The organism is Kitasatospora saccharophila (assembly GCF_039529925.1).
GTDB classification, from domain to species: domain Bacteria; phylum Actinomycetota; class Actinomycetes; order Streptomycetales; family Streptomycetaceae; genus Kitasatospora; species Kitasatospora saccharophila.
This window is the reverse complement of the sequence record NZ_BAAANS010000023.1, coordinates 15,701-42,225: the sequence shown is the minus strand read 5'-3', so window position 1 is coordinate 42,225 and position 26,525 is coordinate 15,701. Positions and strand designations below refer to the sequence as shown.

Here is a 26,525-nt window from a genome sequence, read left to right as displayed (position 1 = left end):
GTCCGAACTAGCTTGATCAGATAGTTAATTGACGCTGCGTCAGCTGTTCAGGAGTTCGGCGGCCGCCCGGTGGCCGGAGCGGACGGCGCCCTCCAGCAGGCCGAAGAACTCGGTGCTGGTCTCGGTGCCCGCGAAGCGCACCCGGCCGTGCGGGGCGGTCAGCGCCGGGCCGAGCGCCGACCAGTCGCCCGGGCCGAACAGGGCCGCGTAACAGCCCCTGCTCCACGGCTCGTTGACCCAGTCGGTCAGGTGGAAGCCGACCGGCTCGGGCAGCATCGGGAACAGCCGCCGGGCCTGCGCGAACGCCGCCTCCCGCTGCTCGGCGGCCGGCAGGGCGGCGTAGCGGTGCGCCTCCGCGCCGGTGACGAAACCGGTCAGCACGCCGGGCGAGCCCTCCGGCGGCGTGTCGTCCACCGTGGACAGCAGCGGGCCGGCCGCGTTCACCGACCAGCCGGACAGGCCGTACGCCCGCCACACCGGCTCCGGGAACACCAGGCTCACCTTCACCGCGCAGCCCCGCCCGGTCCGCGCCCCGGCCCGCCGCGCCGGCAGCTCGGGCCGGTACCCGATCGCGTCCGCCAGCAGCGGCGGCACCGCCACCACGGCCGCCTCGGCCCGGTAACTCCCGTCCGGCGTACGGACGGTGACCGCCCCGCCGGACTCCTCCACCGACAGCACCGGCTCGGCGGTGCGCAGCACCCCGTCCGCCGCCAGCAGCCGCCGGGCCAGCCGCTCGCACAGCCGGTGCGCGCCGCCCGCCACCCGGTCCTGCTGGGCGCCGCCCGCGAAGGCGTTCAGGTAGCGCAGGCCGCCGCCCGAGCGCAGGTAGAACGCCATGTGCAGGACGGACACCTTCGCCGGGTCGGCCGCCATCATCTCGCCCAGGAACAGCGGGAAGAACAACCGGGCGTCCGGGTGCGACAGTTCGCGCTCCGCCCAGTCGGCGGCGGTCAGCGCGTCCAGCCGCTCGGCGTCCGGCGTCAGCCAGGGCGCGTCCGGGCGGACGGCCGCCGCCAGCTCCTCCAGCCGCTCGAACAGGTCGCCCAGGGCCACCGCGTTCAGCGGCGGGAAGCGGCCCTCGACGGTGGCCTCCGGGGCGCCGTCCGCGCCCAGCGCGAACCGGCTGGCGCCCGCCATCTCCGTCGGCGCGGTCTTCAGGTCGCAGGTGGCCAGCAGGGCGTGCAGTGCGGTGTGCCGGTCGCCCAGGTAGGCGGCGCCCGCGTCGATCCACCGCCCCGGCGCGACCTCGACGCCCCGGGCCCGCCCGCCGACCCGCTCCCGGGCCTCCAGCACCGTCACCCGCACACCGCGCTCCGCCAGCTCCACGGCGGCGGTCAGCCCGGCCAGGCCCGCGCCGACCACCACCACCGAGCGCGGCGCACCGGCGGGGGAGGGAGAGCCCGCGGGGAGTGCCGCCGCGCTCACCGGGTCGCCGGGACGGCCGTGGCGGAGCCGACGCGGGCGGCGAGGCCCGCCGGGGTCGGGTCGGCGAGGAACTCCTCGAAGGTCAGCTCGACGCCGTGGGTGCGCGCCACCGCGCTCAGCACCCGGGTGGCGACCAGGGAGTCCCCGCCCAGCAGGAAGAAGTTCCCGTCCCCGGGCACCTCCGGCAGCTCCAGGACGCGGCGGAACAGCGCGGTCAGCGAGTCGAGCAGCGGATCGGCGTTCAGCGGTGGATCGGTGTTCAGGGGGGTGGGGGTGACGGCGGGCGTGTCGAGGCTCATCGGGGTCTCCTTCGACCGGTGCGGGGTGCGCGTGGTCCGGTGGTGCCAGCGGGTGCGTGGTGCGCCGTGCGGAGGTACGGGGGTGCGCGAGGTGGTGCGCGGGTGGTGCGGTCACCGGAGCGGACTGGTCATCGATTCCGGTGGGGGAAAGGGGGGATCAGGACAGCTGTGCGCGTTCGGTGCTGCCGTGCAGGCGGTGCGAGGCGGCGCGGTCGATCTTGCCGCCGGGGGTGCGGGCCAGGTCCGGGACGACGGTCAGCCGGCTCGGGACGAGGTGGTCGGGCAGTGACTCCCGCAGGTGGCGCAGGAGTTCCTCGGCGCTCGGGGGCGCCTCCCCGTCGCCGCGGGGGCGCGGGACGACGTACGCGACCAGCGCGGTGCGGCCCGCCAGGGTGGTGGCGGTGACCGCCGACAGGCCCACCCGGGGGTGGCTGCCGAGCGCGGTCTCCACCTCGGCCGGGTCGACCCGGATGCCGCGGACCTTCACCTCGTGGTCGATCCGGCCGCGGTGGGTCAGCACCCCGTCCGGGCCCCGGGAGACCCGGTCGCCGGTGCGGAACCAGCGCCGGCCGGACCGTTCGGCGAAGCGGGCGGCGGTGGCCTCCGGCAGGCCGGGGTAGCCGGTCGCCAGGGCGGGGCCGCCGATCAGCAACTCGCCGTCCTCGGTGAGCAGTTCCTCGACGTGCGGCAGGGCGCGGCCGATCGGCGCGCGCTCCTCCCGCCCCCAGCGGCGGCCCGGCTCCGGGGTGTCGGGGCCGAGCAGGTCCACCGCGTGGGTGATCAGGGTGGTCTCGGTGCAGCCGTAGGTGTTCAGCAGCCGGATCCGGCCGCTGTCCGCCAGCCGGCTCCAGTCCGCCAGCCGGGCCGGGTCGGCGGCCTCGCCGCCGATCACCACCAGCCGCAGGCAGGGCGGCAGTTCGGCGTCCGGGCCGTCCTCGGCGAGGTGCAGCACCAGTTCGTGCCAGAACGCGGTGGGCAGGTCCAGCACGGTGACGCCGCGCCGTTCCACCGCCCGCAGCAGCCGGGGGAAGGAGGCCGAGTGCGCCTCCGGGTCGAACACCAGCCGGGCCCCGGCGGTCAGCGCGGGCAGGATCTCCTCGAAACAGGTGTCCCAGTTCAGCGAGGCGAACTGGAGCACCCGGTCCTCGGGCGTCACCCCGAACAGCCCGCGCAGCGAGCCCGTCACCGCCGACACCGCCCGGCGCGGGGTCAGCACCGGCTTGGGCTGCCCGGTCGAGCCGGAGGTGAACAGCAGGTACGCCGGATCCTCCGGGTCGGCGGCCACGCTCGGCCGCAACTCCCCTTCCCCAGCTGCCGGTTCGACGTGCGGCAGGCCGAGCAGCGCGGCCTGCCCGGCCGCGCCGACCAGGGCGGTGCAGCCCGCGGCGGCCACCATCCGGCGCTGCCGCTCCACCGGGAAGGCCGGATCCACCGGGACGTACGTGCCGCCCGCCGCGAGGATCCCGAGCAGGGCGACCACGGTCCGCGGAGCGTGCTCCGCGGACACCGCGACCGGGCCCGGCCGGTCACCCAGCGCAGCCGCCAACCTGCTGACGGAGAAAGAGAGTTGACGGTAGTCGAGAGTGTCCCCGGGAGAATCGACCGCGACCCGTCCGGGCCACCGGAGAGCGGTTCGTGCGAACGCGTCGAACAGGTCGGAACCCGGTCCGTTGACGCCGCCGTTCTTTGACATGCCCGCTCCAAGAAAATGCCCAGAGGTGCCCGTCCGTGCTTCGGCGAACCGGGACTCTACCTCCAGCGATCCGGCCCCACAATGGCTGCCGGACGGAATATCCGGGCCGCCCGGGATCGCCCCGCGAACCCCTTCGGGCCGTGACTTGATCACGTTCAGTCATCGGGCGGAAGTGGCCACCACCGCCCGGACCGCCCGACCCCGATGCCGCCACGGCCGCCGCCGCGCCATCCGACTGACGGTGCGTCAGCGAATCGACCGCACTCCGCTAAAACGGGAGGGAAAGGAGGCCGGAAGCGGACCCGGACGATAACCGACCCCGCCGATCACGCACGCTTGGTGGACGAACCGACTTTTCCCGGCCGAATCCCGACCGCCGCATTCCCCGGACCGGAACCGGCCCCCCGAAACAATCCGGCCCGCCGGAAACCCCCCACCCCCGGAGCCCGCCGCTCCACTCCCGCCCGGCGCCGCCCACCGCAGCCCACCGCCCCTCCGCCACCCCGGGCGGTGACGGGGCGTGAACACCCGCCCGGAACACGGCCGCCCCGGCCCGCCCCCGGCCGTTCGGTCCACCCCAGTCGCCCGGGCCGCCCCCGGCCGCCCTGGCGGGTTCGCGGCCCGCGGCCTGCTGAGGCCGGACCGGGCGGGCACCGACTCCCGCGCCCGCGGCCGCCTGCGCACCGACCGGCTCCTCGGCGCGGCCCTCTCCTGCCTCGGCCCGCCCCGACGCTGACCGGGCCCTGTGCCGCCCGGCGGTGACCTGGCCCTGTGCCCGGCAGTAGCATCCCGCGGATGACCACCACCGTGCTGCTGGTCGACGCCGCCGTCCTCGGCTCCACCGGCACCGCCCTGCTGCTCGGCCCCCGCGCCCTGCGCCCGCCCGCCGCCACGGCCCGTCCGGTCGGCGGCCCGCCCGCCACCGTCCGGCCGGAGGTGCTGCTGGCGGGGGTGGTCGCACTGGTCTACCTGAACCAACTGCTGTGCTGCGCCTGCCTGGTGCGGGTGCACGGCGGCGACGCCGGGTACGTCGCCCGCTACCTGCCGCCCGGGTGGTTCGCCGAGCCGACCGGGCACCCGGTGGTCCGGGCACTGGCCGCGCACCTGCCGGCGCCCGGACTGTTCGCGCCGACGGTGCTGCGGGTGCAGGCGTTCCTGGAGCTCCCGTTCGTGCTGCTGGCCTACGCGACCGTGCTGCACCGCCTCAGCCCCGCGCTGCTGCGCCGCGTCCTCGGCTCGCCCGCGCCGGTGTGGACGACCGCCGCCTCGTACACCCTGGTGTTCGGCGTCGTCGAGTACGCGCTGCGCAACCCGTGGACCGTCCAGGACGTGGCGATCCGGACGCTGTCGGCACTCTGCACCGCACCGCTGCTGCTCCGCGCCGCCCGCCGCGCACCGGGAGTGGAACGGCCCCTGGACACCCTCGGGTTGCTGCGCTTCACCGCCGAACTGTGGGCCGTCGGCACCCTGGTGATGGTGGTCTACGACACCGCGCTGCTCTACAACCTCCGCCACCTGCAAGGGCGTTGGCCCGAAATGGTGATCGCCCTGGCGGTCCTCGCCGCCACCGGCTACGGCCGCCGCCCGGCTCCGGCCCCGGCCCCGGCCTCGCCCCCGGCCTCGACCCCGGCCCCGGCCTCGACCCCGGCCCCGGCCTCGACCCCGGCCGCCGCTCCCGGCCCCGGGACCACCGCGCTCGCCGTCCTGCTGCGCCGGGTGCTGGTGCTGTTCCTGGTGCCGGCCCTCGCGGTCCGCTACGGCCTCGGCTTCGCCCACCCCCGACTCGCCGCCGCCGGGGCGTTGGCGGTGGGGCTCGCCGCCCTCGCCGACCGCCGGATCCGCGCCGCCGCCCGCCCGCTCGCCCTCGCCGGCACCGTCGGCCTCGCCGCCGGGTACCTCGCCCTGCACCTGCGCCAGGACACCTACCCGGAGAGCGGCCTGCTCCGCGCCATGACCGCGCTCCCCGCCACCGCCGCGCTCCTGCTCGCCCTCACCGACCGCCGTCGGCGGCGCGCCACCGCAGCCAAGGCCGGAACCACCGCCGCCAAGGCCGACGCCCCCGCCGTCGACTGAACGAAGAGTCGGTCCCAAGTGTCCCGAACGTCCTATCATGGGGCGTCACTTGCCGTACCACCCCGGCACGCGGCGCGGTCCGCCCGCCCGCGTGGCCCGGCCCCGGACGAGAGCCGCCACCATGACCGCACCCCACCCGCCGCACCCCGGCGGGCAGCCGCCCTTCCCGTCGCCGCCGTCGGCGCGACGCCCGAAGGGGACCTGGTACTTCGTCGCGATGATCTGCTCGTTCGGCCTGTTGACGCCGCTGCCCTTCCTGCACGCGGCTTCCCGGCTGAACCGCCGCAGCCTGCGGATCCGCGCGGCGGTCTACGCCGCGCTCGTCGTCCTGCTGTTCACGCTCAGCTCCTTCGTCCCGCACGACGCGCAGGGGCACGTCCCCCGCGGGGTGGGCGACGCGCTGGAGGGGCTGTTCGTGCTCGGCATGATCGGCACCGTCGGGTTCGCCTGCGTGCAGATCGGCCCGGTCCGCCGCGAGGTGTACGGCCTGGCCGCCCCGGCCGTCCCGCCGCCGACCGGCCCCGGCTCCGCCGACCCCGTCGTGGCGGCCCGCCTCGCCGCCCGGGCCCGGCGCGAGGAGGCCCGGGCCCTGGTCGCGCGGGACGCCGTGATGGCGCACGAACTGCGGATCGGCCGCCCCGACCTGACCGGCCCCTACGACGACGGTGGCCTGGTCGACCTCAACTCCGCCCCGGTCGAGGCGATCTCCGCCCACTGCTCGCTCCCGCCCGAGACGGCGGCCCGGGTGGTCCGGGCCCGCGAGGAGCTCGGCCAGTTCCGGACGGTCGACGAGGTGGCGGTGTACGCCCAGCTCGCCGAGGGCGAGACCGCCCGGGTCAAGGAGTACGCGGTCTTCCTGCCGAAGTGACAAGTGGCAGCGGCGGTGGCGGCAACGGCGACGGGCCGGGCGGGCGCGGGGATCAGGGCGTGAACCGCCCTCGCACCGCCCGCAGCAACAGCACGAGCGTCCGCCGCGCGGCGGTGCGCCGGTAGCCGTGCCGCGACCAGACGGCCGGCAGTACCACCCCGGCGAACACCAGCAGGGCCAACAGGAAGAGCATCAACTCGACGGTCACGGACGTGACTCCCTCGCACTCGTAGTCGGACGGACTGCCGACGAGGAGCACCCTCCGCCCCCGCCGCCGACCGCGGGGCGGACCGGGAGAAACCGGGACGAGCACCCGAACTCCCCCGTGGCCGCCGTACGATGGGCCCGCCGACGCGGAACGTCCCGGAACGTTCCGGAACGGCGGGCGGCGACCGGGGCGGTACGGGGGCATGGTGGCGGAACAGGCACGGCAGCGGTACGTCGACGCGCTGAACGAGGTCCACCGCGCGGCCGACAGGCCGAGCTACGAGCAACTGGCCAAGGCGAGCGCCGGAGCGATCAGCAAGAGCACCGCGCACCGCCTGCTGAACGGCGACTTCCAGCGGACGCCGGACTGGAACACCGTCCGGGCCCTGCTGGACGCCTGCCGCGACTGCGCCCCCGCCTCCCGCCCGGTGCCGCCCGCGCTGCTCGAACCGAAGCTGTGGAACCGCCGCCACATCGCACTGGAGACCGCGCTCGACGCGGCGCCGCAGTCCGTCCCGGCGCCGCAGTCCGTCCCGGTGCCGCAGCCCGTTCCGGTACCGCTGGCAGCTGCCGCCCTCCAGGCGTACGCCCGCCGGGTGGCCGAGACGTACGGCCGCCTCGACCTGGAGATCCTCACGCCCGACCACGACCAGGGCGAGCAGCCCGTCGTCGAACTGCGCGAGGTCTTCGTCCCGCCCTCGGTCCGGGGCGACCCGCCGCAGGTGGAGCTGTCCCAGGAGCTGCGGCAGCGGCTGCTGGAGGGCGGCGAACTGTCGGCCGAGCAGTTGCCGCCCGGCATCGACCCGGACCGGCTGGCGGAGATCCGGGACGCCTACCGGCAGCGGCCCAGCGAACCCGTCCTGGCCGTCCTGGCCCGCGACGACGCCCGCCGGGCCGTCCTGCTCGGCGACCCGGGCGCCGGAAAGTCGACCCTCGCGCACTTCCTCGCCCTCGCCCTCACCGGCGCCGAACTCGACGGCGCGGAACCGCTCGCCCCGCTCGTCGGCCACGTTCCGCTGGTCGTCGAACTGCGGACGTACGCCCAGGAGCAGTGGCGCCAGTCGACCTTCGAGGACTTCCTCGCCCACCTGGCCCGCACCGAGGGCCTGGCCCCGCCCCCGGAGATCCTGCGGCCCCTGCTCGCCGACGGCCGCGCGCTGGTGGTCTTCGACGGCCTCGACGAGCTCTTCGACCCCGAGGTCCGGACCGCCACCGCCCGCCGGATCGCCGCCTTCGCCGCCCGCTACCCGCACTGCCGGATCCTGGTCACCTCCCGCACCGTCGGCTACCACCGCGCGGTGCTCGACGCCGCCGGGTTCACCCACCACATGCTCCAGGACCTCGACGACGGGCAGATCACCGCCTTCGCCCGCCGCTGGTACGCCGCCTCCTGCCCCGGCCGCCCCGCCGACGCCGCCACCCTGGTCACCCGGCTCGGCGACGCCCTCACCCGGTCGCGCCCGGTCCGCGAACTCGCCGGCAACCCGCTGCTGCTCACCATCCTCGCCATCCTCGGCCGCCGCCAGACGCTCCCGCGCGACCGCCACGGCGTCTACCGGCACGCCGTCACCGTCCTCGTCGCCCGCTGGGACCGCGACGCCAAACACCTCACCGCCCACCTCCCGCCCGCCGTCGCCGAGACCCTCGAAGTCCTCGGCCAGGAAGAGCGCCTCGAACTGCTCCGCCTGCTCGCCCGCCACATGCAGGAGGGCCGCGACGGCATCTCCGGCAACCACGTCCACGAACGCGCCGTCGAGGAACTCTTCCGCGACTACCTCCAGTTGTGCGACGTCGCCCCCGACCGGGCCCGCCCCGCCGCCCGCGCCATGATCGGCCAGCTCCGCGAACGCAACTTCATCCTGGCCCGCTACGGCGGCGGCGTGTACGGCTTCGTGCACCGCACCTTCCTGGAGTACCTGGCCGCCGACGACCTCGTCCACCGCTACGAGCACGAACGCGAGTGGACCCCAGGGGAGTTGGTCAGCGAGGTGCTCATCCCGCGTGCCGGGGACCCGAGTTGGCACGAGGTCCTCCTGCTGGTCGCCGGCCAGCTCCGCGAACGCGACACCGGGACACTGGTCGACGGCCTGCTCCGGTTGCACCGGGCCCGGCAGGAGCGGCGTGGGGCAGGAAAGTTGGAGCTCGCGCTACGCGTGCTCGCCGAGGTGAAGAAGATCGCCGCTCTGGCGGACCTGAGCAACCAGGCCATCGACACGGTCACCCAGTACCTCGACCAGGACGACTGGGGCTACGGAATCTCGCCCACTGCCCTCGCGGGATTCGGCCCGCAGTGGACCGGGCGGCGACGCTACCTCCGGTGGTACGCCCTCTGGGGGCACGAGAAGGGAGACGACAGCACCGGCGCCGATCTGGCGAGCACGCTCCTGGGCGATCCCGATGCCGTCCTCGGTCTGGTCGATGCGTCGTCGCCGACGTGGACCGGCCACGTGGTGCTCAGGGTGCTGCATCTGTGGAGCGCCGCCCCCGGTGTTCTCGACGTGGTGGTCGATCAATTGATGCACCACCCGGAATACGTGACACGCTACGTCCTGCTCGTGATGCTCGTCAGGAGGGAACTCGACGACCGCGGTACGGCCACCGTGCAGGCGCTCCTCCGGAACCGGACCGCCCACGATCCGGAATCGTCTGTTCGTGAGGTGGCCGCCAAGTTGCTCAAGGAGGGCCGGGCGGTCGGCTCGGAGCCGCGGGAAGCCCGGGTTGTGACGGATCGATCAGTGGATTCGGCTCCGGGCGAGGCAGCGTTGGAGGCGGCCGTCCGGGCCTGGCGAGGTGGCGACCGGCGGCCGTTGCGCGACGGTATGGAACCGCTGCTCGACAGCCGGGTCATTACTCGGATGCCGCCGTGGCTGCAGCACCATGTGCGTAACCGACTGGACCGGCACCCGGAGGACCGCGCCATGGTCGTGGACGCGTTCGGGTCGGCCGCGTCGGTCGAGGACCGGTCGTTGGCCTTCTCCCTCGTTCGTCTCGGCACGGACCCGACCGAGCCGGACCTCCTCGACCTCCTGCTCGATCGTGCCGTGGCGGAGCCCGACGACGAACTCCGCCACGAGGTGCTCGACGTCCTCGGTGACCGGCCCGGCGATGCCCGGGTGGTAGCCCTCATCCACAGGGCGCTCAGGCACGACCCGGGGCCCGCAAGCCGGCGGACGGCCCTGGCCTGGTTCATCCGGCGCCGGCCGGACGGGACCGACCTGCCCGAGCTGCTGCTGGAGCGGGCCGCCGACGACCCCGCGCCGGAGGTGCGGCGCTACGCGCGGCGGGCGCTCGGCCAGTGGTGGTTCGAGGACCCCCGCTGCGCGGCGCTGTTCCGCGCGCCCTGGGCCGCCGACGGCACCGTGGACGACACCCCGGACGACCGCTGGGTCCGCTTCCAGGGCCTCGCCGCCACCGGCGCGACGACCGAGGAACTCGGCGACCTGCTGGCGGTGGAACCCGACGAGAGCGTCCGGTCCCGGATGCGGCGGACCCTCACCCTGCTGGGCCCGCCCCGCCCGGTGACCCGCCTCGCACTGCTGCGCCGCCTCGCCACCGGCATGGCCCTTCTCTCCTCCCGGAGTTGACGCGAGCACCTCCCGTACGGCGAAACGTTCGCCGTACGAGGGGGCCGGAGGAGGCCGCTCGCAGGGTGGGACCGCCGAGGGGCGGCGGGGCGCCGGGGTGCCGGGTCACCGGCGACGAGCCTGAACCGCTGGAACTGATCGTCGGTGTCCTCGCCTCCGCCGACGGACCGATGTCCTGCGGGCGGCGCGCAGCCGTGCCGGGGTCGCCCGTGCCGGGACGTCAGTGGTGGACCTGGTCGTCGTCATCGTCGACCAGGCCGAGGTCGAGCGGGACCGGGCCGGGGCCGTCGCGGAGCAGGCCGGGCAGCAGGACGGCCAGGTCGCGGGGGCGGACGGTCTGGTCGGTGCCGGCCAACTCCTCGACGCTCCACCAGTGGTGGCCGAACCTGGCCTCGCCCGGGTCGACCCGGACGGCGGCGGCCTCGGCGGCGGTCAGGCGCAGCAGGCGGTACTCCTCCCACTGCCGGAAGGAGCGGCCGTCGAAGGTGAAGTCGGCGGTGCGGGTCCACACCGGCGGCCCGAGGCGCTCGCCGGGCAGTTCGAGCCCGGTCTCCTCGCGCAACTCCCTTACGGCGGAGGCCAGCTGGTCCTCGCCCTCCTCGGTGCCCCCACCGACGGTGAACCACCAGCGGCCGCCGGCCGGCCGCGGGTCACGGGAGCAGAGCAGCAGCAGCCGGTCCCGGTGGTCGAGCAGCAGGACGCGCGAGGTGCTGCGCAGGATGCGTGAAGTACCGTGCGGGTGAGGGGTCATGGCTCCGACCATAGCCCTCCGTCCGGCGAACTCCCTTTCATATCAGGGTGGTTGGCGGGAACGATCCGACCGGCGACCCGTTCCCGCCAACCGGGCGGGTCGGTCGGTGGGCTCCCAACCCCCGACGGGCCCGCACTGCCCCTGCTCGGCGCCCGGCCCGCAGTGCGGTGCCCGACGCGCTGGCCGTCGCCGCACGGATCCTGCAGAAAACATGACGGGTCGTCAGGAAGCCTTCCCGGGGCTGGAAGGGGACTTCTCCTCGTCCAGGGAGAGTCGGTAGGACGCGAACAGCAGCACCGCGGCGGCCGGGTCGATCAGCAGGGACAGCATCGAGTTCGGCAGCACCACGGACAGCACCGCCTGGCCCAGGATCACCAGCACGATCCGCAGCGCGGAGCGCCGGTCGTCGCGCAGCAGGTGCCAGGCGCGGCCGAAGCCGCGGCCCTCCAGCAGGACGGCCATCGGCAGCAGTGCGAACGCCGCGGCCAGGAACAGGCTGACCGGGAACAGCGGCAGGCTCAGCGAGCGCACCAGCGAGTCGTCGCCCCAGAACAGCGTCGACGCCACCCAGGTCAGCCCGTACAGGTTCACCGCGGAGCTGAGCAGGGCCAGCCGCAGCACGGGGGAGCCCGCCGTCCGCAGCGCCCGCACCAGGTCGCCCTCGCCGTCCAGCAGTCGCAGCCGGGCCGACCAGCGCCAGGCCCCGAGCACCGCGCCGATCACGAACATCAGCACCGTCTCGGCCGACTCGGCCGCCCCGGCCCCGGCCACGATGCTGCTCAGCACGGACAGCGCGACCAGGTGCAGCAGCTCCACCACGAGCAGCTGCCACCAGCAGGCGACCACCCGCTCCTTGGCGACCGTCCACCACACCGAACCTCGACCTGCTATGTCCTCGATCACGCCCCGACCGTACCGGACGGCCCCCCGCGCTCGAACGCCGCGTCCACCAGCGGGTACGCCGCAGCCGGCGGGAGGGGGGCCCGCGGTCGGGGCGCCCACCGTGAAAACCGGCGGCGCGCCGGGGCGGCCGACTGCTTGGATGGCGCGACACGGACGGCACGGGGAGAGGCGGACGGCGTGCGGCAGCCGAAGGGCGACGGCGACCTGTTGATGATCAACCGGCTCGCGCAGGGTGCGCGCACCCCGGAGCAGGGCCTGGAGTGGTTCGCCGGCCTGGACGGGGAACGGCGCCAAGTGGTGCTGTACGCCCTGTGGTTCTGCTCCGACCAGGCCCGGGCCGAGGATGCCGACGTGCCCGAGGCGATCCGCCGCGCGGGCATCCGGCCGACCCACACCCCGGCCGTCATGCTGGCCCGGGGCGTCCGGAACGCGGGGCGGATCGCCTTCCTGCCCGCCGACGAGCAGATCACGTCCTTCCGCCTGCTGAGCGCGCTCTTCGCGATCGCCGACGAACGCCGCCGGGCCGGCCACTGCGCCGGCGGATGCTCGCACCACTGGCACAACCTGCCCGCAGATCAGAAGAGTTGACGGATCGTCAGAAAGCCTCCGGCGTCCGCCCGAAGGCGTGCGGCAGGACGTCGGCGAGGTCGTCCTGGGCGAGTTCGGCGCGCAGCCGGGCCAGGACCGGGGGGTAGTGCTCGTCGCCGATGCCGCCACCGTACTCGTCGCGCAACTCCTTGATCAGGGAGACGACTTCGGGGCGCAGCCGCATCCAGGCCCGGCAGTTCTCGACCTCCCGCTCGACCTGCTCCAGGTACCAGCGCAGCACCGGGACGGGGATGTCGATGTGCTCGGCGCCGGACCCGGTCGGGGTGCAGACGCACACCGAGGGCTCCCGGGCCGGGTCCTCGTCGGGGACGATCGCCAGCATCAGGGTGGTGCCCCCGCTGGGGAGGTGGTCGAGCTCCAGGTACCACGCGTCGTCGGGGACGGAGTACAGCGTGGTGATCCGGAACTCACCGGCGGGGTGCGGGACGGCCATGGACCCGATGCTGCCACGGCGCCCCGCGCGGCCGGGGCGCGGGGTCAGGACGGGAGCCGGGCGGCGAGCGCGTCCAGCAGCAGGTCGAGGGCCAGCGGGTAGGCGCTGCGCCGCATGTCGGCGGCGAGCAGGTCGGCGGTGGCGGTGATGTGCGGGTGGGTGTCGGGGGAGAGGTCGCGGTAGGCGGTGTCCCAGACGCCGCTGTCGGCGTGCTGGGCGGTGGCGGGCAGGGCGATCGCGGCGGAGTCGAGGACGGCGAAGCCGAGCGCCTGGTCGATGAAGGCGTGGTAGAGGCTGACCGCGTCCGGGTCGGGGAACCCGGCCCCGCGCAGTATCCCGAGCATGGTCTCGATGGCCCGGATCTCGTTGGCCCGGCCGGTGGTGCGGTACGCGGCGAGCACGGCGGCCTGCGGGTGGGCCAGCGAGTGGGCGTGGATGCGCAGCCCGACCTCGCGCAGGTCGGCGCGCCAGTCGCCGGTGGGCCGCCAGCCGTTCAGGCCGAGGCCGATCAGTTCGTCGGCGACCGCCAGCAGCAGGTCGTCGGTGCTGCGGAAGTAGCGGTAGATCGCGCTGGGGTCGGCGCCGAGCGCGAGGCCCAGGCGGCGGACGGTGAACGCCTGGGCGCCGTGCTGGCCGACCAGGCGCAGCGCGGTGTCGACGATGACCTGTTCGGAGAGGACGGTGCCCTGCTTGGTGGGACGCCGCCGGCGGCGCTCGGTCTCGGGGACGACCCGTTCGGTGCGTTCGGTGCGGTCGACGCTGTCGGGGCGTCCAGCGCGGTCGGTGCGGTCGGTCATGGCCGGTGAGCCTAGGGCATCCGCCCTTACGACAACAGCATTGACGTTCGACGGGGGCGGGGGTTTCATGGCGTTCCCGCCGGGGCTTCCCCGCCGGCGGTCCCCCACGACTCCCCACGACACCCATTCGGCGGTGATCCTTTGGCAACGACGGTCAAGGACCGGGGCCCCGTCCCCGACGGCGGCGGCCCCTCCGCGGGCCCGGACGCGATGCGCAAGTCGGTCGGGGTCGGCGCGGTGGTGGTGATCGCCGCGTCCAGCACGGCGGCCACCACCTCGATCGGCATCGGCCTGGGCCTGATGGCGGGCGTGGTCGGCCTGCACCTGCCGGCCATCATGCTGCTGGCCTTCCTGCCGGTGCTCGGCATCGCCAGCGGCTACGGGCGGCTCAACCGGGTCGAACCGGACGCGGGCAGCTCCTACCGCTGGGTCGGCAAGACGCTCAACCCGTGGCTGGGCTTCCTCACCGGCTGGGTGAACATCGTCACCACCGTGGTCTTCATGGCGTACACCACCACCGTCACCGGCTCGGCGATCATCCAACTGGTCGGCAAGGCGGGCCTGCACGCGCTGCCCGGCGTGGCACTGGACCCCGACTCCAGCCTCCAGTGCACGCTGATCGGCATGCTGGTGCTGCTCACCGCGACGGTGGTCGCCGTCCGCGGCCTCGACCTGGCCGCCAAGCTGCAGAAGTACCTGCTGGTCTTCGAGTACGCGGTGCTGATCGCGTTCTGCGGCTACGGCCTGTTCGCGGGCGACCAGCCGTTCAGCCTGTCCTGGTACGACCCGTTCGAGATCCCGTCGACGGCGGCGCTCGCCCAGGGCATGGTGCTCGCGGTGTTCTGCTACTGGGGGTTCGAGTCGGTGTTCAGCGTCGGTGAGGAGGTGCACGACCCGAAGGACGCCACCCGCGGCGGCTTCCTGTCGCTGCTGCTGATGCTCGGGCTGTTCCTGTTCGCCGGCACCGCCTTCCAACGGGTGCTGCCGATCGACGAGTTGGCCGACAACGGCGCCACCGGCCTGGCGTACTTCGCCGAGAAGCTCGCCGACCAGCCGCTGGCCGCGCTGCCCCTGGTCGCCCTCACCTTCTCCGCCGCCGCCTCGCTGCAGGCCGCGGTCATCCCCACCGCCCGCGGCACCTACGCGATGGGCCGGGACGGCACCCTCGGCAGGGTCTGGACGCGGCTGCACCCGCGCCATCGCACCCCCGCCGCCGGCACCTGGCTGATCACCGGCATCTCGCTGGCGCTGGCCGGACTGTCGCTGGCCATCCCGACCGTCACCGAACTGATCACCGCCACCGTCAACGCCATCGGCATCGTCGTCGCCCTCTACTACGCGCTGGTCGCCATCGCCTCCGCGGTGCGCTTCCGGCACCTGCTGCGCGAGGACCTCGCCGAGGGCCTCAAGGCGGTGGTCGCCCCGCTGCTCGGCGCGGTCGTGCTGCTGCTGGTCGGCGGCTACCTCGCCTGGACCTTCTACGACTCCACCGACCACTTCGAACTCGCCGCCCACAACGGCTGGTTCGAGCTGACCGTGCCGGTCCTGATGATCGCCTCCGGCCTGGTCGCCGCCGCCTGGTCGCGCTGGGTCCGCCGCTCGGCGTACTTCGCCGGCGCCACCGACCGGGCCGCCGCCGGCCCTGCCGGCCCCGCCGAGACCGAACCCGCCACCGCCGCCTGACCCCGGCCCGACTCCCGTACCCCACGCAGAAAACGGAGCACCACCCATGAACCGTGCCGACCTGGTCTTCACCGGCGGGCCGATCCACACCGGCGACGCCGCCCGCACCCGGGCGAGCGCGCTGGCCGTCACCGGCGAGCGGATCACCGCGGTGGGCCACGACGAGGTACGGGAGTTGATCGGCCCCGGCACCGAAGTCATCGACCTGCACGGCAAGTTGCTGGTCGCCGGCTTCCAGGACGCCCACGTGCACGCCGTCTACGGCGGCCTGGAGATGGCCGCCTGCGACCTCACCGGTACCGTCACCGTCACCGACTACCTGGCCCGGATCGCCGAGTACGCCGCCGCCCACCCCGAGAAGGAGTGGATCACCGGCGGCGGCTGGTCGATGGAGAGCTTCGACGGCGGCCTGCCCACCCGCCGACTCCTCGACTCGGTCGTCCCCGACCGCCCGGTGCTCCTCGCCAACCGCGACCACCACGGCGCCTGGGCCAACACCCGCGCCCTGGAACTCGCCGGACTCACCCGCGACACCCCCGACCCGGCCGACGGCCGGATCGAGCGCGAGGCCGACGGCACCCCCAGCGGCATGCTCCAGGAGGGCGCCGTCGGCCTGGTCGGCCGGCACGCCCCCGCCCCCACCGCCGCCGACCGCCTCGCCGCCCTGCACAGCGCCCAGGCGATGCTGCACTCGCTCGGCATCACCGCCTGGCAGGACGCCCTGCTCGGCGAGTTCGGCGGCAACCCCGACCCCTCCGACGCCTACCTCACCGCCGCCCGGGACGGCACCCTCACCGCCCGCGTCGTCGGCGCCCTGTGGTGGGACCGCGAACGCGGCGCCGACCAGATCCCCGAACTCGTCGCCCGCCGGGAGCAGTACGGCCACGGCCGGTTCCGGGCGAGCTCGGTCAAGATCATGCAGGACGGCATCGCCGAGAACTTCACCGCCGCCCTCACCGCCCCCTACCTGGACGGCTGCGGCTGCGCCACCGGCAACAGCGGCCTCAGCTTCGTCGACCCGGCCGCGCTGCGTGAGCACGTCACCGCCCTCGACGCGCTCGACTTCCAGGTGCACTTCCACGCCCTCGGCGACCGCGCCGTCCGCGAGGCCCTGGACGCGGTCGAGGCCGCCGTCGCCGCCAACGGCCGCCGCGGCAACCGCCACCACCTCGCCCACCTCCAGGTCGTCCACCCCGACGACCTCGCCCGGTTCGCCGCGCTCGGCGCCCTCGCCAACATCCAGCCGCTCTGGGCCGCCCACGAACCGCAGATGGACGAACTCACCATCCCCTTCCTCGGCCCCGAACGCGCCGGCTGGCAGTACCCGTTCGGCAGCCTGCTGCGCACCGGCGCCACCCTCGCCGCCGGCTCCGACTGGCCGGTCTCCAGCGCCGTCCCGATCGACGGCATCCACGTCGCCGTCAACCGCCGCGAACCCGGCGCCGGCCCCGACGTCCCGGTCTTCCTGCCCGAACAGCGCCTCGACCTCGCCACCGCCCTGGCCGCCTACACCAGCGGCACCGCCCACCTCAACCGCCTCGACGACACCGGCGTGCTGCGCCCCGGCAACCTCGCCGACCTGGTCCTCCTCGACCGCGACCCGTTCGCCGCCCCCGCCGAGCAGATCGCCGAGACCCGCGTCCTGCGCACCTACGTCGGCGGCCGCGCCGTCCACGCCGCCGAGTGAGCCCGGACGCCCGGCCGGGAGGAGGAGGGGACGCCCCGGCCGGGCGAGGGCACCACACGGGCGAGGGCACCCCAAGGGCGGGGCGCCACGCGGGCGGGCCGGCGCGGGCGGGTCAGCGCGCGGGCGGCGGCGCCGGGTCGGGGCAGGCCCGGATCGCGCGGACGATCCGGGCGGCCCACTCGGCGGGCTGCTCCCGGCCCAGCAGTTCGGAGAGCCGCTCCATCCGGGCCCGGCGGTCGGCGGGGGAGAGGTCGAGGGCCCGGCCCAGGACGGTGCTGAGGTCCTCGGGCGAGTGCGGGTCGGTGAGCAGGGCGGGCCCGCCGAGTTCGGCCGCCGCGCCGGTGTGGCGGGAGAGCACCAGGACGCCCGGCTCGGCGGACCGGCGGAAGAGGGGGGAGCGGGCGGCGACGAACTCCTTGGCGGTGAGGTTCATCCCGTCCTGGAAGGAGGTCACCCACAGCACGTCGGCGGCCAGGTACTCGTCGATCACGCGGGCGGGCGACAGGCGGTGCGGGAGGTAGTCCACCGGCTGCCAACTCCCCTGTCGCCAGCTGTCGTTGACCTCGGCGACCCGCTGTTCCAGGTGCTGCCGGGTGAGGTCGTACGCGGTGATGCCCGGCTCCGGCGGCGGGCACACCAGCCGGAAGACGGTCCGGCCGCGCAGCTCCGGCCGCCGGGCGAGCAGGCGCTCGAAGGCGTCCACCTTCTGGACCGGGGCCTTCGCGTAGTCGAGCCGTTCCACCGAGAGCACGACGCGGACGGCGGCCGGGCCCGGCGCCCGGACCCGGCGGCGGACGAGTGCCTCGACGGCCGAACGGTCGACGCCGAGCGGGTGGACGGCGGTGCGCGGCGGACCGGGCAGACCGGCCAGGGTCCGGCGGAAGCGGTCGGCGAACTCCGGGGTGTGGAAACCGGCCCAGTCGAGGCAGGCCAGCGAACGGCGCAGTTCGGCGGCGACCGGGAGGGCCGCGAAGGTCTCCGGGGCGGGGAAGGGGGTGTGGTGGAACAGCCCGGTCCTGAGGTCGGGCCGGAGCCGGCGCAGCAGTCCGGGCACCAGCCAGAGGTTGTAGTCGTGGAGCCAGACGGTCGCACCGGGAGCGGCCCGCGCGTCGATGTGCCGGGCGAAGCGGGCGTTGACCGTGCGGTAGTCGGCCCAGGCCCGTTCGTCGAGGACCAGCCGCTCCGGTTCGGACATCAGGACCGGCCAAAGGGTCTCCTTGCAGGCCCGGTGGAAGTACCCGGTCCAGGTGGCGGCATCGACCGGGACGGCCGACAGCGGCAGCCCGGTGGGGTGCGGCCGGTCGGCCTGCGCGGCGCCGCCGACCGACGCGGTGACCCAGATGCCGGGCAGGCCGTCGGCGAAGGCACTGGTCAGGGTGGGCAGGATGCCGTTGGGGCTGCTGGGCTGCCGCCAGTCGTCGCCGTCCCAGTGCAGCGGGGGGCGGTGGTAGGCCACCACGAGGGAGTGCCGCCTTCCAACGGCGGTGCGTCCGGGGGCGGTTGGACGCCCGGCGGCGGTGCGCCCGGGGCCTGCGGCGCTGCGTCCGGGCCCGGCGGGGAGCCCCTGCCCGGCGGGGAGCCAGCCGAGGCGCCGGAGCGCCGCGTGGATCCCGGCGGCGCCCGCCTCCTCGGGGCGGTGGACCAGGGGCGTGTCGGCGAGGGCGGCGAGCAGGGCGGGTTCCGCGCCCGGGACGACCACTCCGTGCGCGCCGAGCCGGAACAGGGACAGGTCGTTGAGGGAGTCGCCCGCGACCAGGATCTCCGACGGCCGCCAGCCCAGTTCGGCGGCGAGGGCGCGCAGGGCGTTGCCCTTGGAGGCGGTCGGCGGCAGGACGTCGAAGTAGCGGTCGCCGGAGTACACCCAGGCGCAACCGAGCGCCTCCACCGCGGAGGTGAGCGCGTCGGTGAGCCGGTCGGGGGCGAGGTGGTAGGAGCAGCGGCCGTCCTGGGCGACCCCGTGCTGGTAGACCAGGCCGGGGAAGCGGCGCAGCGCGGCGCGGACCGGGCCCGCGCCGGGCCAGCCGGCCCGCAGGGCCTCCTGCACCGGGCCGACGGGGGTGAAGCCGGTGCCGTCGAGGACGGTGGCGCCGACGTCACCGATGACCCACCGGGGGCGCGGCACGAGCGGGTCGTGCAGGAGTTCGCGGACGGAGGACGCTCCCCGGCCGGTGGCGAAGACGGGGATCACATCGGGGTGGTGGGCGAGGGCGTCCCGCAACCGCTTCCGGTCGTCCGGGGTGCCGCCGAGCAAGGTGCCGTCCAGATCCGTGACCAGAACCATCGACATTCGTCGGACGCTAACACGATCACGTTCCGTGGTGAAGTGTGCGTGAAGCGTGAGTGGACGGACGGTACGGGCGGTGCGGACGGTCCGGGTGGTACGGGCGGGACGGTCCGGGCAAGCGGTCCGGGCGGGACCGTCCGGCGGTCACCGTCCGGGAGGTCGGCCGGGCGGTCGGCCGAGCAGCCGGTCGAGGTCCGGGGCGCGCAAGGCCGAGCCGGACCCGGGCCCGGTGGTCGCCGCCGCCCCGCAGAACGCCGCCGCGGCGAGGCAGTCGGTCAGGCTCCGGCCGTCGAGCAGCCCGTGCACCAGGCCCGCGTTGAAGCAGTCGCCCGCCGCCGTCGCGTCGACGGCGGCGGTCGGGACGGCCGGGGCGTCGTACCGCTCGCCGCGCCGAGTGGCGGTGGCGCCCAGCGGGCCGCGGGTGACCACCAGGGTGGGCACCAGGCCGGAGAGCAGGGCGACGGCCTCGTCCAGGCGGGCGGCGCCGGTCAGGCCCAGGGCCTCCCCCTCGTTCGGGGTGAAGACGTCGACCAGGGACAGCACCCGGCGGACCGCCGGGTCGTCGAGCGACGCGGGGGTGTCGTGGCAGTCCATCACCACCAGCGCGCCGAGCTCCCGGGCGGTCAGCACCGCCGCCACCGCGTCCTCGTCCCAGCGGAGTTGGGGGAACATCAGCACCCGCGGGCGCACCCGCCGCAGCAGCGGGACGAGCGGTTCGGGGCCGACCGGGTCCTGGAAGCTGACCATCGCGCGGTCCTCGCCGGACGCCAGGGCGACGGTCAGGCTCCGGACCGGGAAGGGGTGGTGGCGGAACGCGGAGCCGTCCAGCCCCTCCCGCCCCGCGCAGGACAGCACGTGGGCGCTGAAGGGGTCCGTGCCGAAGTCCGCGCTCCACACCACCCGCCGCCCGAGCCGGTGCAGCGCCATCGCCAGCGTGTACGCGCCGCCCGGCACCAGTCCGAAGCCGCCGGCGAACACCTCGGTGCCCGGCCGCACCGGCCGCGGCAGGCCGTGGAACACCAGGTCCGCGAAGTACGCGCCGGTGACCAGCACTTCACACCGTTCCACCGTCGTCCCGGTCACCATCCGGCGAGCATACGGCGGCCGGGCCGCGGCCGGTACGGGGCGTGCCGGAAGGCGCCCGGCCGCCCCCCTCGGCGCCGCCCGGAAAACCCTTCGCACACCTGTCGCACGGACGTGATAGGAATCTCGATCCGGGGACCGCCACGCGCGGCCCCCGCGGGAACGCAAAGCACTTCGGAGGGGACCCGGGAATGGGACTGTTCGCACGGCTGCTCGGCCGCCGCGACACCGGCGAGGACCACCCGGCGGCCACCGCCGCGTCGACGGCCGCGGCCGCGCCGCCGCAGGGGCGCCCCGTCATCGACCCGGCGTTCGGCGACGCCGAACTGGCCAGGCTGCGGGCCTTCGTCGGCGTCGGCTCCTGGCCCGGCGCCCGGGCGGTCCTGGACGCCGCCGCCGACCAGGACGAGCTGACGCTGATGGTCGAGGCCGTCGCGGACGTCAAGGGCGCCGAGACCCTGATCGGCCGGGCGCTCGCCGCGGACCCCGACGACGCGCTGCTGCAACTCGCCCAGGGCGCCCGGCACGTCAGCTGGGCCTGGGAGGCCCGGACCAGGGCCAGCGCCCGGAACGTCAGCGAGGAGCAGTGGAAGCTCTTCCACGAACGGCTGGAGAGCGCCGAGGAGCACCTCTACCGGGCCGCCGAACTCGACCCGGAGCTGCTCGGGCCCTGGTACTTCCTGCAGATCAGCGGCCGCGGCGCCTCGATCGACCGGGAGGCCGCCCGCCACCGCTTCGAGGCCGCGCTGCGCCGCCGCCCCGGCCACCTCGCCTCGCACCGCCAGCGCCTCCAGCAGCTGTGCGAGAAGTGGCAGGGCTCGCACGAGCAGATGCACGCCTTCGCCCGCGGCGCGATGCTCGCCGCCCCGGAGGGCAGCCCGCTCGGCGAACTGGTCGCCCGCGCCCACATCGAGCACTGGCTCTCGCTGCCGCCCGAGGAGGACGCCGCGTACATGGCCCAGGAGCACGTCCGCGGGCAGTTGCACGAGGCCGCCGACCGCTCGGTGCGGCACCCCGACTACCGCCGCGGCCGGGACTGGCCGATCGCCCACAACGTGTTCGCGATGGCGTTCGCGCTCTCCGGGCAGCCCGCCGCCGCCCACCTGTTCTTCGCCGAGCTCGGCGACCGCGCCACCGAACTGCCGTGGGGCTACTGGGGCGACGCGGCCGAGGTGTACGAGCGCACCCGCCTGCGCTGCGCCAAGGGCTGACCCCCGCCCGTCCCCGTCCGTCCCCCGCCGGCCACGCCCACCGGGCTCCCCGCGCCCCAGCCCCCGACCTCCACCCGCACCAGCCGAAGGACCAGCCCCGGTGACCCCGAACGAGCCCAGCGCGCAGCACACCTTCCAGGTGGACCTGCGCGGCCTGGTCGACCTGCTCTCCCACCACCTGTACTCCAGCCCCCGCGTCTACCTGCGCGAACTGCTGCAGAACGCGGTCGACGCGATCACCGCCCGGCAGGCCCTCGACCAGGCCGCGCCCGCGGAGATCACCGTCACCACCGGCGACGCCTTCTCGGTCTCCGACACCGGCGTCGGCCTCACCGAGGCCGACGTGCACACCTTCCTGGCCACCATCGGCCGCAGCTCCAAGCGGACCCCCGGCGGGGACCTGGACGCTGGTCAACTCGCGGACGCCCGCGCCGAGTTCATCGGCCAGTTCGGCATCGGCCTGCTCGCCTGCTTCGTGGTCGCCGACGAGATCACCGTCACCACCCGCTCCGCCCGCACCCCCGACGCGCCGGTGGTCGAGTGGCGCGGCCGCTCCGACGGCCGCTACACCATCACCACCCTGCCCACCGACGCCCGCCCCGAGCCCGGCACCACCGTCACCCTCACCCCGCGCGCCGACGCCGAGGAGTGGACCGCCCCGCGCCGGGTCCTCGAACTCGCCCGGCACTACGGCAGCCTGCTGCGCCACCGGGTCACCGTGGTCGACGGCGCCGGGCGCGGCACGCGGATCAACCAGACCCCCGCGCCCTGGGCCCGCCGCCACGACACCCCCGCCGCCCGGCGCGAGGCGCTCACCGCGCACTGCCGCGACACCTTCGACTTCACCCCGCTCGACACCATCGACCTCGACCTGCCGCTGGTCGGCCTCAGCGGCGTCGCCTACGTGCTGCCCGAGGCCGTCCCGCCGTCCCGCCGGGCCGGGCACCGGGTCCACCTCAAGGGCATGCTGCTGTCCGACCAGGCCGACGAACTGCTCCCCGAGTGGGCGTTCTTCGTGCGCTGCGTGGTCGACGCCGAACGGCTGCGCCCCACCGCCTCCCGCGAGGCGCTGTACGCCGACGAGACGCTCGCCGCCGTCCGGGACGCGCTCGGCCTGCGGATCCGCGACTGGCTGACCGACCTGTCCGCCAGCGATCCCGGCCTGCTGCACCGCTTCCTGTCGGTGCACCACCTGGCCGTCAAGGCGCTGGCCCGGCACGACGACGAGCTGCTGCGGATGCTGCTGCCCTGGCTGCCGTTCGAGACCACCGACGGCAACGTCACGCTCGACGAGTTCGCCCGGGCCCACCCGGTGGTGCTGGTCACCCGCACCGTCGAGGAGTTCCGCCAGGTCGCCCCGATCGCCGGCGCGGCCGGCCTGGGCGTCATCAACGGCGGCTACACCTACGACCGGGACCTCGTCCACCGGCTGCCCGAGATCCGCACCGGCACCACCGTCGCCGACCTCGACCCGGCCACCGTCACCGCGCACCTGGACAACGTCGACCCGGCCACCGAACTGGCCGCCGCCGCGTTCCTCGCCACCGCCCGCCAGGTCCTCGGCCGCTTCGACTGCGACGTCGCGCTGCGCACCTTCCACCCCAGCAGCGCCCCCGCCCTGCTGCTCGACGACCGCGAGGCCCGGCACGAGCGCACCCGCACCCGGCTCGCCGACCAGGCCGACGGGTTGTGGGCCGACATCCTCGGCTCGCTGGGCAGCTCCGCGCCGCGCGCCCAGCTGGTGCTCAACCACCTCAACCCGCTGGTGCGCCGGGCCGCCGCGATCCGGCACCCCGAACTCGCCACCACCACCGTCGAGGCGCTCTACGGCCAGGCCCTGCTGCTGGCCCGTCGCCCGCTGAAGGCCAGCGAGTCCGCCCTGCTGAACCGCTCCTTCCTCGCCCTGCTCGACCACGCCATGCTCGGCCACGAGCCCGGCGCGCAGAACCCGCCCGCCACGCCGCACCAGGAGCCCTGATGCTCGACACCATCGACGCCGTCCGGGCCGCCCTGCGCGCCAACGACGAACTCCCGTACGGCCGCCCGCGCACCGTCACCGCCGAGGAACTCGTCGACGCCGCCGAGCAGTTCGACGACCCCGAGCTGCTCGCCGTCGCCCTGCTGGAGCTGACCGAGGCGTACGAGTACGACGCCGAGCAGCGCAAGCTGCCGGTGGCCTTCGCCCGGATCGCCAAGCTCCGCGAGGAGCACCCCGACGGCTTCGGCGACTGGGAGAACCACGCCACCGACTGGCGCTACAAGTGGGTCGCGGCCGCGCTGCTGAGCGTCCCCGAGGTGCCGCTGGAGGCGGTCCGCCGCTGGCACGGCGAACTGCGCTCGCACTACCTCGCCCAGGGCCACGACCTGCAGCCCTACCACGCCCGGCAGTACCAGCTGGCCGTGCACACCGGCGAGGGCGTCCAGGACGCGTTCGAGCGGTGGGCCACCCGCTGGCGCTCCCGCTACAGCGACTGCCACGCCTGCGAACTGCGCGAGCAGGCCCTGCACTTCGTCCGGCTCGGTGACGACGAGCGGGCCCTGGAGGTCTGGCGGCCGGTGTTCTCGGGCGAGCGCTCCTGCTCCGAGGAACCGCACGTCAGCCGGGCCCTGGCGCTGCTGCCGCTGCTGCGCACCGGCCGGGTCGAGGAGGCCCGCTCCGCGCACCTGACCGGCTACCGCTGGGCCCGCGGCCGCTCCGCCGCCGCCGAACCGGTCGGCCTGCACCTGGAGTTCTGCGCGCTCACCCGCAACGAGCCGCGCGGCCTGGAGATCCTCGCCGAGAACCGGGACCTGTTCGACCGGCACGGCGACCCGCTGGCCCGGCTGCACTTCCTCACCGGCGCCCAGCTCCTGCTGGGCCGGCTGGTCGAGGACGGCCACGGCGGGATCCCGGTGGCCGGCCCGCCCGGCGCGCACCGCACCGCCGCCGCCCTGTACGCCGAACTGCGCACCGAGGGCGATGAGTTGGCCGCCCGCTTCGACGCCCGCAACGGCACCGGCGCGGTCGGCGGGGCCCGCCGGGACCGGCTGGCCCGCACTCCGCTGGTCGCCGAACCGCTGCCGCTCGGCCTGCGCGCCGCCACCCCCGCCGCAGCCCCCACGGCTGCCCCCGCCGCTACCCCCGCCGCCGCCCCGGACCGGCCCACCGACCTGGACGAACTCGTGGCCAAGGCACGCGAGTTGAGCCTCACCAACCACCCCGAGTCGATCCTGCACTGGAACCGGATCGCCGCCCTGATCGAGGCCCCCGACCACCGGCACCCCGAGGACGCCGAGCAGTCCGGCCTCGGATCGCTCGTCCAGCTGAAGGCCGAACTCGCCCTGGAACGCGCCTTCGAGGAGCACCTCCCGGACGAGCAGGCCGACGCGCTGTACGCCTCGGCCGCCGAACTGTTCGAGCAGGCCGGGCTGACCGCCCGCGCCCTCGCCTGCCGGGCCCGGCAGGCCGTCCCCCGGCAGGACCGCCCCGGCGACCTCCGGCTGATCCGCGAAGTGCGGTCCCGACTGGAGGAGTTGGCGGAAGCCGGGGACCCGTTCGGCGGTCGCGAACTGGTCGCCGTGCTCCAGGTCCAGGCCAGCGCCGAACTGCGCGCCGTCTTCCAGAGCGCCCCCGAGCAGGGCGGCCCCGACCACCCCCGGCCGGACCCGGACCCGCAGGCGCTCGCCGAGGCCGAGGCCACCCTCGAACTGCTCCACACCGAGGCGGCCCGGTACGGCCTCCCGCACCGCCAGGCCAACGCCCGCCTGTTCGGCGCCCGGATCCGCTTCCTGGTCGAACGCCAGCAGGAGGACGCCGACTTCGCCGAGTCCGAGCGGCTGGTCGCCGAGGCCGAGCGGCTGATCGAACAGGCCGGCGCCCCCTGGCGGCTCGCCTACGTCCACGGCCAGCGCGGCGAACTCGCCCTCGGCCGGGGCGACCTGGAAGCGGCGGTGGAGCACTTCCAGCGGTCCACCGCGGTCTCCGCCCGGTACGGCGACCGCTCCGGCACCGCCGCCCGGGCCCACGAGGGCCTGGCCCGCGCCCACCTCTGCCTGGACCGCCACGCCGAGGCCGCCGGGGCGCTCACCGAGGCCGCCGCCCGCTACGACCGCCTCGGCGCGGCCGGCGAGGCCGCGTCCGCCCGCATCATGCTCGGCCAGGCGCTGTGCAACGCCGGACGCCCCGACGACGGCGTGGCCGTCCTCGAATCCGTGCTGCTGGAGCCCGCGTTCGCCGAACTCGACGTCCGCGAACAGGCCCAGGCCCGGCTCAGCCTGGCGCGCGGCCTGCGCGGGGCCGGCGAACCCCGGGCCGCCGCCGAGGAGTACCTGCTGCTCGCCGACCGGGTCGCCGGCTTCGAGGAGAAGCACATCCTCACCATGGTCGCCGCCGAGGCCGCCGTCGCCCTCGCCGTCGCCGAACAGTGGCCCGCCGCCGACCTCGCCCGGCAGCGCGCCCTGGAGGCGCACCGGGCCGGCCCGCACCCCGACGCGGTCTTCGACATGCTGCTGCGCCAGGGCCGCCACCTCGCCGAGCTGCACGACGAGGCGCACCCCGAGGCCGCCGAACAGGCGCTGGCCCGGCTGGCGGAGGCCGCCGAGGTCGCGGACACCGCCGAACGCGAGGGCCAGGAGTTCGGCTACGGCTGCCCCGAGGGCACCCTGCACGACACCCGCTCCCGCACCCTGAGCACCCTGGGCCGGGACGAGGAGGCGCTCGCCGAGATGGAACTCGCCATCGCCGCGTTCGCCGCCCGGGGCGCCGACGCGTACCACGGGCGGGCCGAGTCGATCCGGGTCGCCGCCGTCCTGGAGGCCGGCCGCCTCGACCGCCCCGACGCCGCCCGGGCCCGGGTCGACGCCGCCATCGCGGAACTCACCGCCGCCGGCGCCCCCGACGCCGCCGAACCGCTGGTCGAACTCCGCACCCACCTCGCCCGCCACTGAACCCGCCGG

General features: G+C 75.3%; 20 protein-coding genes. 10 read left to right on the top strand and 10 right to left on the bottom strand.

The genetic code is table 11. The features are described from left to right. Positions 1-39: 39 nt before the first annotated feature. The 3 genes from ABD345_RS18095 to ABD345_RS18085 all read right to left on the bottom strand — a co-directional run bounded on the left by ABD345_RS18095 (position 40) and on the right by ABD345_RS18085 (position 3,417). Positions 40-1,425 (bottom strand): flavin monoamine oxidase family protein, encoded by a 1,386-nt coding sequence (locus tag ABD345_RS18095; protein ID WP_344553271.1) that lies wholly within the window; start codon positions 1,423-1,425, stop codon positions 40-42. Continuing rightward, positions 1,422-1,724: an acyl carrier protein gene (locus tag ABD345_RS18090; protein WP_344553270.1), complete on the bottom strand. Its 303-nt coding sequence runs from the start codon at positions 1,722-1,724 to the stop codon at positions 1,422-1,424. The genes ABD345_RS18095 and ABD345_RS18090 overlap by 4 nt, the downstream gene beginning before the upstream one ends. A 157-nt stretch (positions 1,725-1,881) precedes the next feature. Beyond that, positions 1,882-3,417, bottom strand: a complete 1,536-nt coding sequence (locus ABD345_RS18085) for an amino acid adenylation domain-containing protein (protein WP_344553268.1) — start codon at positions 3,415-3,417, stop codon at positions 1,882-1,884. Positions 3,418-3,937: 520 nt separating this feature from the next. On the opposite strand from ABD345_RS18085, the gene ABD345_RS18080 reads away from it, so the two are divergent. The 3 genes from ABD345_RS18080 to ABD345_RS18070 all read left to right on the top strand — a co-directional run bounded on the left by ABD345_RS18080 (position 3,938) and on the right by ABD345_RS18070 (position 6,358). Next, on the top strand, positions 3,938-4,153 hold the full coding sequence (locus ABD345_RS18080; RefSeq protein WP_344553267.1) for a hypothetical protein: 216 nt from the start codon (positions 3,938-3,940) through the stop codon (positions 4,151-4,153). Between the two features lie 59 nt (positions 4,154-4,212). Next, positions 4,213-5,490 (top strand): hypothetical protein, encoded by a 1,278-nt coding sequence (locus ABD345_RS18075; RefSeq protein WP_344553266.1) that lies wholly within the window; start codon positions 4,213-4,215, stop codon positions 5,488-5,490. Positions 5,491-5,611: 121 nt separating this feature from the next. Next, positions 5,612-6,358 (top strand): helix-hairpin-helix domain-containing protein, encoded by a 747-nt coding sequence (locus ABD345_RS18070; RefSeq protein WP_344553265.1) that lies wholly within the window; start codon positions 5,612-5,614, stop codon positions 6,356-6,358. 52 nt (positions 6,359-6,410) lie between these two features. Here the strand turns inward: ABD345_RS18070 and ABD345_RS18065 are convergent, their stop codons facing one another. After that, positions 6,411-6,566 carry a hypothetical protein gene (locus ABD345_RS18065; protein WP_344553264.1) on the bottom strand — a complete coding sequence of 52 codons (156 nt, stop codon included), beginning with the start codon at positions 6,564-6,566 and terminating at the stop codon, positions 6,411-6,413. 205 nt (positions 6,567-6,771) lie between these two features. Between ABD345_RS18065 and ABD345_RS18060 the strand changes: the two genes are divergently transcribed. After that, entirely contained in the window at positions 6,772-10,149 is a 3,378-nt protein-coding gene (locus tag ABD345_RS18060) for an NACHT domain-containing protein (RefSeq protein WP_344553263.1), read from the top strand. A 220-nt stretch (positions 10,150-10,369) separates the two neighbouring features. Here ABD345_RS18060 and ABD345_RS18055 read toward each other — a convergent pair whose 3' ends face one another. After that, positions 10,370-10,900, bottom strand: a complete 531-nt coding sequence (locus ABD345_RS18055) for an NUDIX hydrolase (protein ID WP_344553261.1) — start codon at positions 10,898-10,900, stop codon at positions 10,370-10,372. Between the two features lie 222 nt (positions 10,901-11,122). Next, positions 11,123-11,803, bottom strand: a complete 681-nt coding sequence (locus ABD345_RS18050; protein WP_344553260.1) for a hypothetical protein — start codon at positions 11,801-11,803, stop codon at positions 11,123-11,125. A 177-nt stretch (positions 11,804-11,980) separates the two neighbouring features. Between ABD345_RS18050 and ABD345_RS18045 the strand changes: the two genes are divergently transcribed. Further along, the gene (locus ABD345_RS18045; protein ID WP_344553259.1) at positions 11,981-12,391 is read left to right on the top strand and encodes a DUF5958 family protein; all 411 of its coding nucleotides are present in this window, start codon (positions 11,981-11,983) and stop codon (positions 12,389-12,391) included. 7 nt (positions 12,392-12,398) lie between these two features. Here the strand turns inward: ABD345_RS18045 and ABD345_RS18040 are convergent, their stop codons facing one another. After that, positions 12,399-12,845: a hypothetical protein gene (locus ABD345_RS18040; RefSeq protein ID WP_344553258.1), complete on the bottom strand. Its 447-nt coding sequence runs from the start codon at positions 12,843-12,845 to the stop codon at positions 12,399-12,401. Positions 12,846-12,889: 44 nt separating this feature from the next. Continuing rightward, complete coding sequence (locus ABD345_RS18035) at positions 12,890-13,642, bottom strand: TetR/AcrR family transcriptional regulator (RefSeq protein WP_344553257.1); 753 nt, start codon at positions 13,640-13,642, stop codon at positions 12,890-12,892. 141 nt (positions 13,643-13,783) lie between these two features. Here ABD345_RS18035 and ABD345_RS18030 point away from each other — a divergent pair, with 141 nt between their 5' ends. Together ABD345_RS18030 and ABD345_RS18025 are read left to right on the top strand one after the other, a co-directional pair. Continuing rightward, positions 13,784-15,325, top strand: a complete 1,542-nt coding sequence (locus tag ABD345_RS18030; protein WP_380275189.1) for an APC family permease — start codon at positions 13,784-13,786, stop codon at positions 15,323-15,325. 46 nt (positions 15,326-15,371) lie between these two features. Then, on the top strand, positions 15,372-17,012 hold the full coding sequence (locus tag ABD345_RS18025; RefSeq protein ID WP_344553256.1) for an amidohydrolase: 1,641 nt from the start codon (positions 15,372-15,374) through the stop codon (positions 17,010-17,012). A gap of 112 nt (positions 17,013-17,124) precedes the next feature. Here the strand turns inward: ABD345_RS18025 and ABD345_RS18020 are convergent, their stop codons facing one another. Together ABD345_RS18020 and ABD345_RS18015 are read right to left on the bottom strand one after the other, a co-directional pair. Continuing rightward, positions 17,125-19,299: a trehalose-6-phosphate synthase gene (locus tag ABD345_RS18020; RefSeq protein WP_344553254.1), complete on the bottom strand. Its 2,175-nt coding sequence runs from the start codon at positions 19,297-19,299 to the stop codon at positions 17,125-17,127. Positions 19,300-19,440: 141 nt separating this feature from the next. Beyond that, on the bottom strand, positions 19,441-20,382 hold the full coding sequence (locus ABD345_RS18015; RefSeq protein WP_344553253.1) for a carbohydrate kinase family protein: 942 nt from the start codon (positions 20,380-20,382) through the stop codon (positions 19,441-19,443). A 188-nt stretch (positions 20,383-20,570) separates the two neighbouring features. On the opposite strand from ABD345_RS18015, the gene ABD345_RS18010 reads away from it, so the two are divergent. The 3 genes from ABD345_RS18010 to ABD345_RS18000 all read left to right on the top strand — a co-directional run bounded on the left by ABD345_RS18010 (position 20,571) and on the right by ABD345_RS18000 (position 26,516). Further along, on the top strand, positions 20,571-21,590 hold the full coding sequence (locus ABD345_RS18010; RefSeq protein WP_344553252.1) for a tetratricopeptide repeat protein: 1,020 nt from the start codon (positions 20,571-20,573) through the stop codon (positions 21,588-21,590). Positions 21,591-21,690: 100 nt separating this feature from the next. Next, positions 21,691-23,568 carry an HSP90 family protein gene (locus tag ABD345_RS18005; RefSeq protein ID WP_344553251.1) on the top strand — a complete coding sequence of 626 codons (1,878 nt, stop codon included), beginning with the start codon at positions 21,691-21,693 and terminating at the stop codon, positions 23,566-23,568. Continuing rightward, entirely contained in the window at positions 23,568-26,516 is a 2,949-nt protein-coding gene (locus tag ABD345_RS18000) for a tetratricopeptide repeat protein (RefSeq protein WP_344553250.1), read from the top strand. The genes ABD345_RS18005 and ABD345_RS18000 overlap by 1 nt, the downstream gene beginning before the upstream one ends. The last annotated feature ends 9 nt before the right edge of the window (positions 26,517-26,525 follow it).

What these genes read in the sequence shown, in the direction of transcription:
- ABD345_RS18010 (WP_344553252.1), top strand. Translation starts at nt 20,571, where the DNA reads ATGGGACTGTTCGCACGGCTGCTCGGCCGCCGCGACACCGGCGAGGAC.
- ABD345_RS18020 (WP_344553254.1), bottom strand. Translation starts at nt 19,299, where the DNA reads ATGTCGATGGTTCTGGTCACGGATCTGGACGGCACCTTGCTCGGCGGC.
- ABD345_RS18085 (WP_344553268.1), bottom strand. Translation starts at nt 3,417, where the DNA reads ATGTCAAAGAACGGCGGCGTCAACGGACCGGGTTCCGACCTGTTCGAC.
- ABD345_RS18025 (WP_344553256.1), top strand. Translation starts at nt 15,372, where the DNA reads ATGAACCGTGCCGACCTGGTCTTCACCGGCGGGCCGATCCACACCGGC.
- ABD345_RS18070 (WP_344553265.1), top strand. Translation starts at nt 5,612, where the DNA reads ATGACCGCACCCCACCCGCCGCACCCCGGCGGGCAGCCGCCCTTCCCG.
- ABD345_RS18075 (WP_344553266.1), top strand. Translation starts at nt 4,213, where the DNA reads ATGACCACCACCGTGCTGCTGGTCGACGCCGCCGTCCTCGGCTCCACC.
- ABD345_RS18015 (WP_344553253.1), bottom strand. Translation starts at nt 20,382, where the DNA reads ATGGTGACCGGGACGACGGTGGAACGGTGTGAAGTGCTGGTCACCGGC.
- ABD345_RS18035 (WP_344553257.1), bottom strand. Translation starts at nt 13,642, where the DNA reads ATGACCGACCGCACCGACCGCGCTGGACGCCCCGACAGCGTCGACCGC.
- ABD345_RS18055 (WP_344553261.1), bottom strand. Translation starts at nt 10,900, where the DNA reads ATGACCCCTCACCCGCACGGTACTTCACGCATCCTGCGCAGCACCTCG.
- ABD345_RS18000 (WP_344553250.1), top strand. Translation starts at nt 23,568, where the DNA reads ATGCTCGACACCATCGACGCCGTCCGGGCCGCCCTGCGCGCCAACGAC.
- ABD345_RS18040 (WP_344553258.1), bottom strand. Translation starts at nt 12,845, where the DNA reads ATGGCCGTCCCGCACCCCGCCGGTGAGTTCCGGATCACCACGCTGTAC.
- ABD345_RS18090 (WP_344553270.1), bottom strand. Translation starts at nt 1,724, where the DNA reads ATGAGCCTCGACACGCCCGCCGTCACCCCCACCCCCCTGAACACCGAT.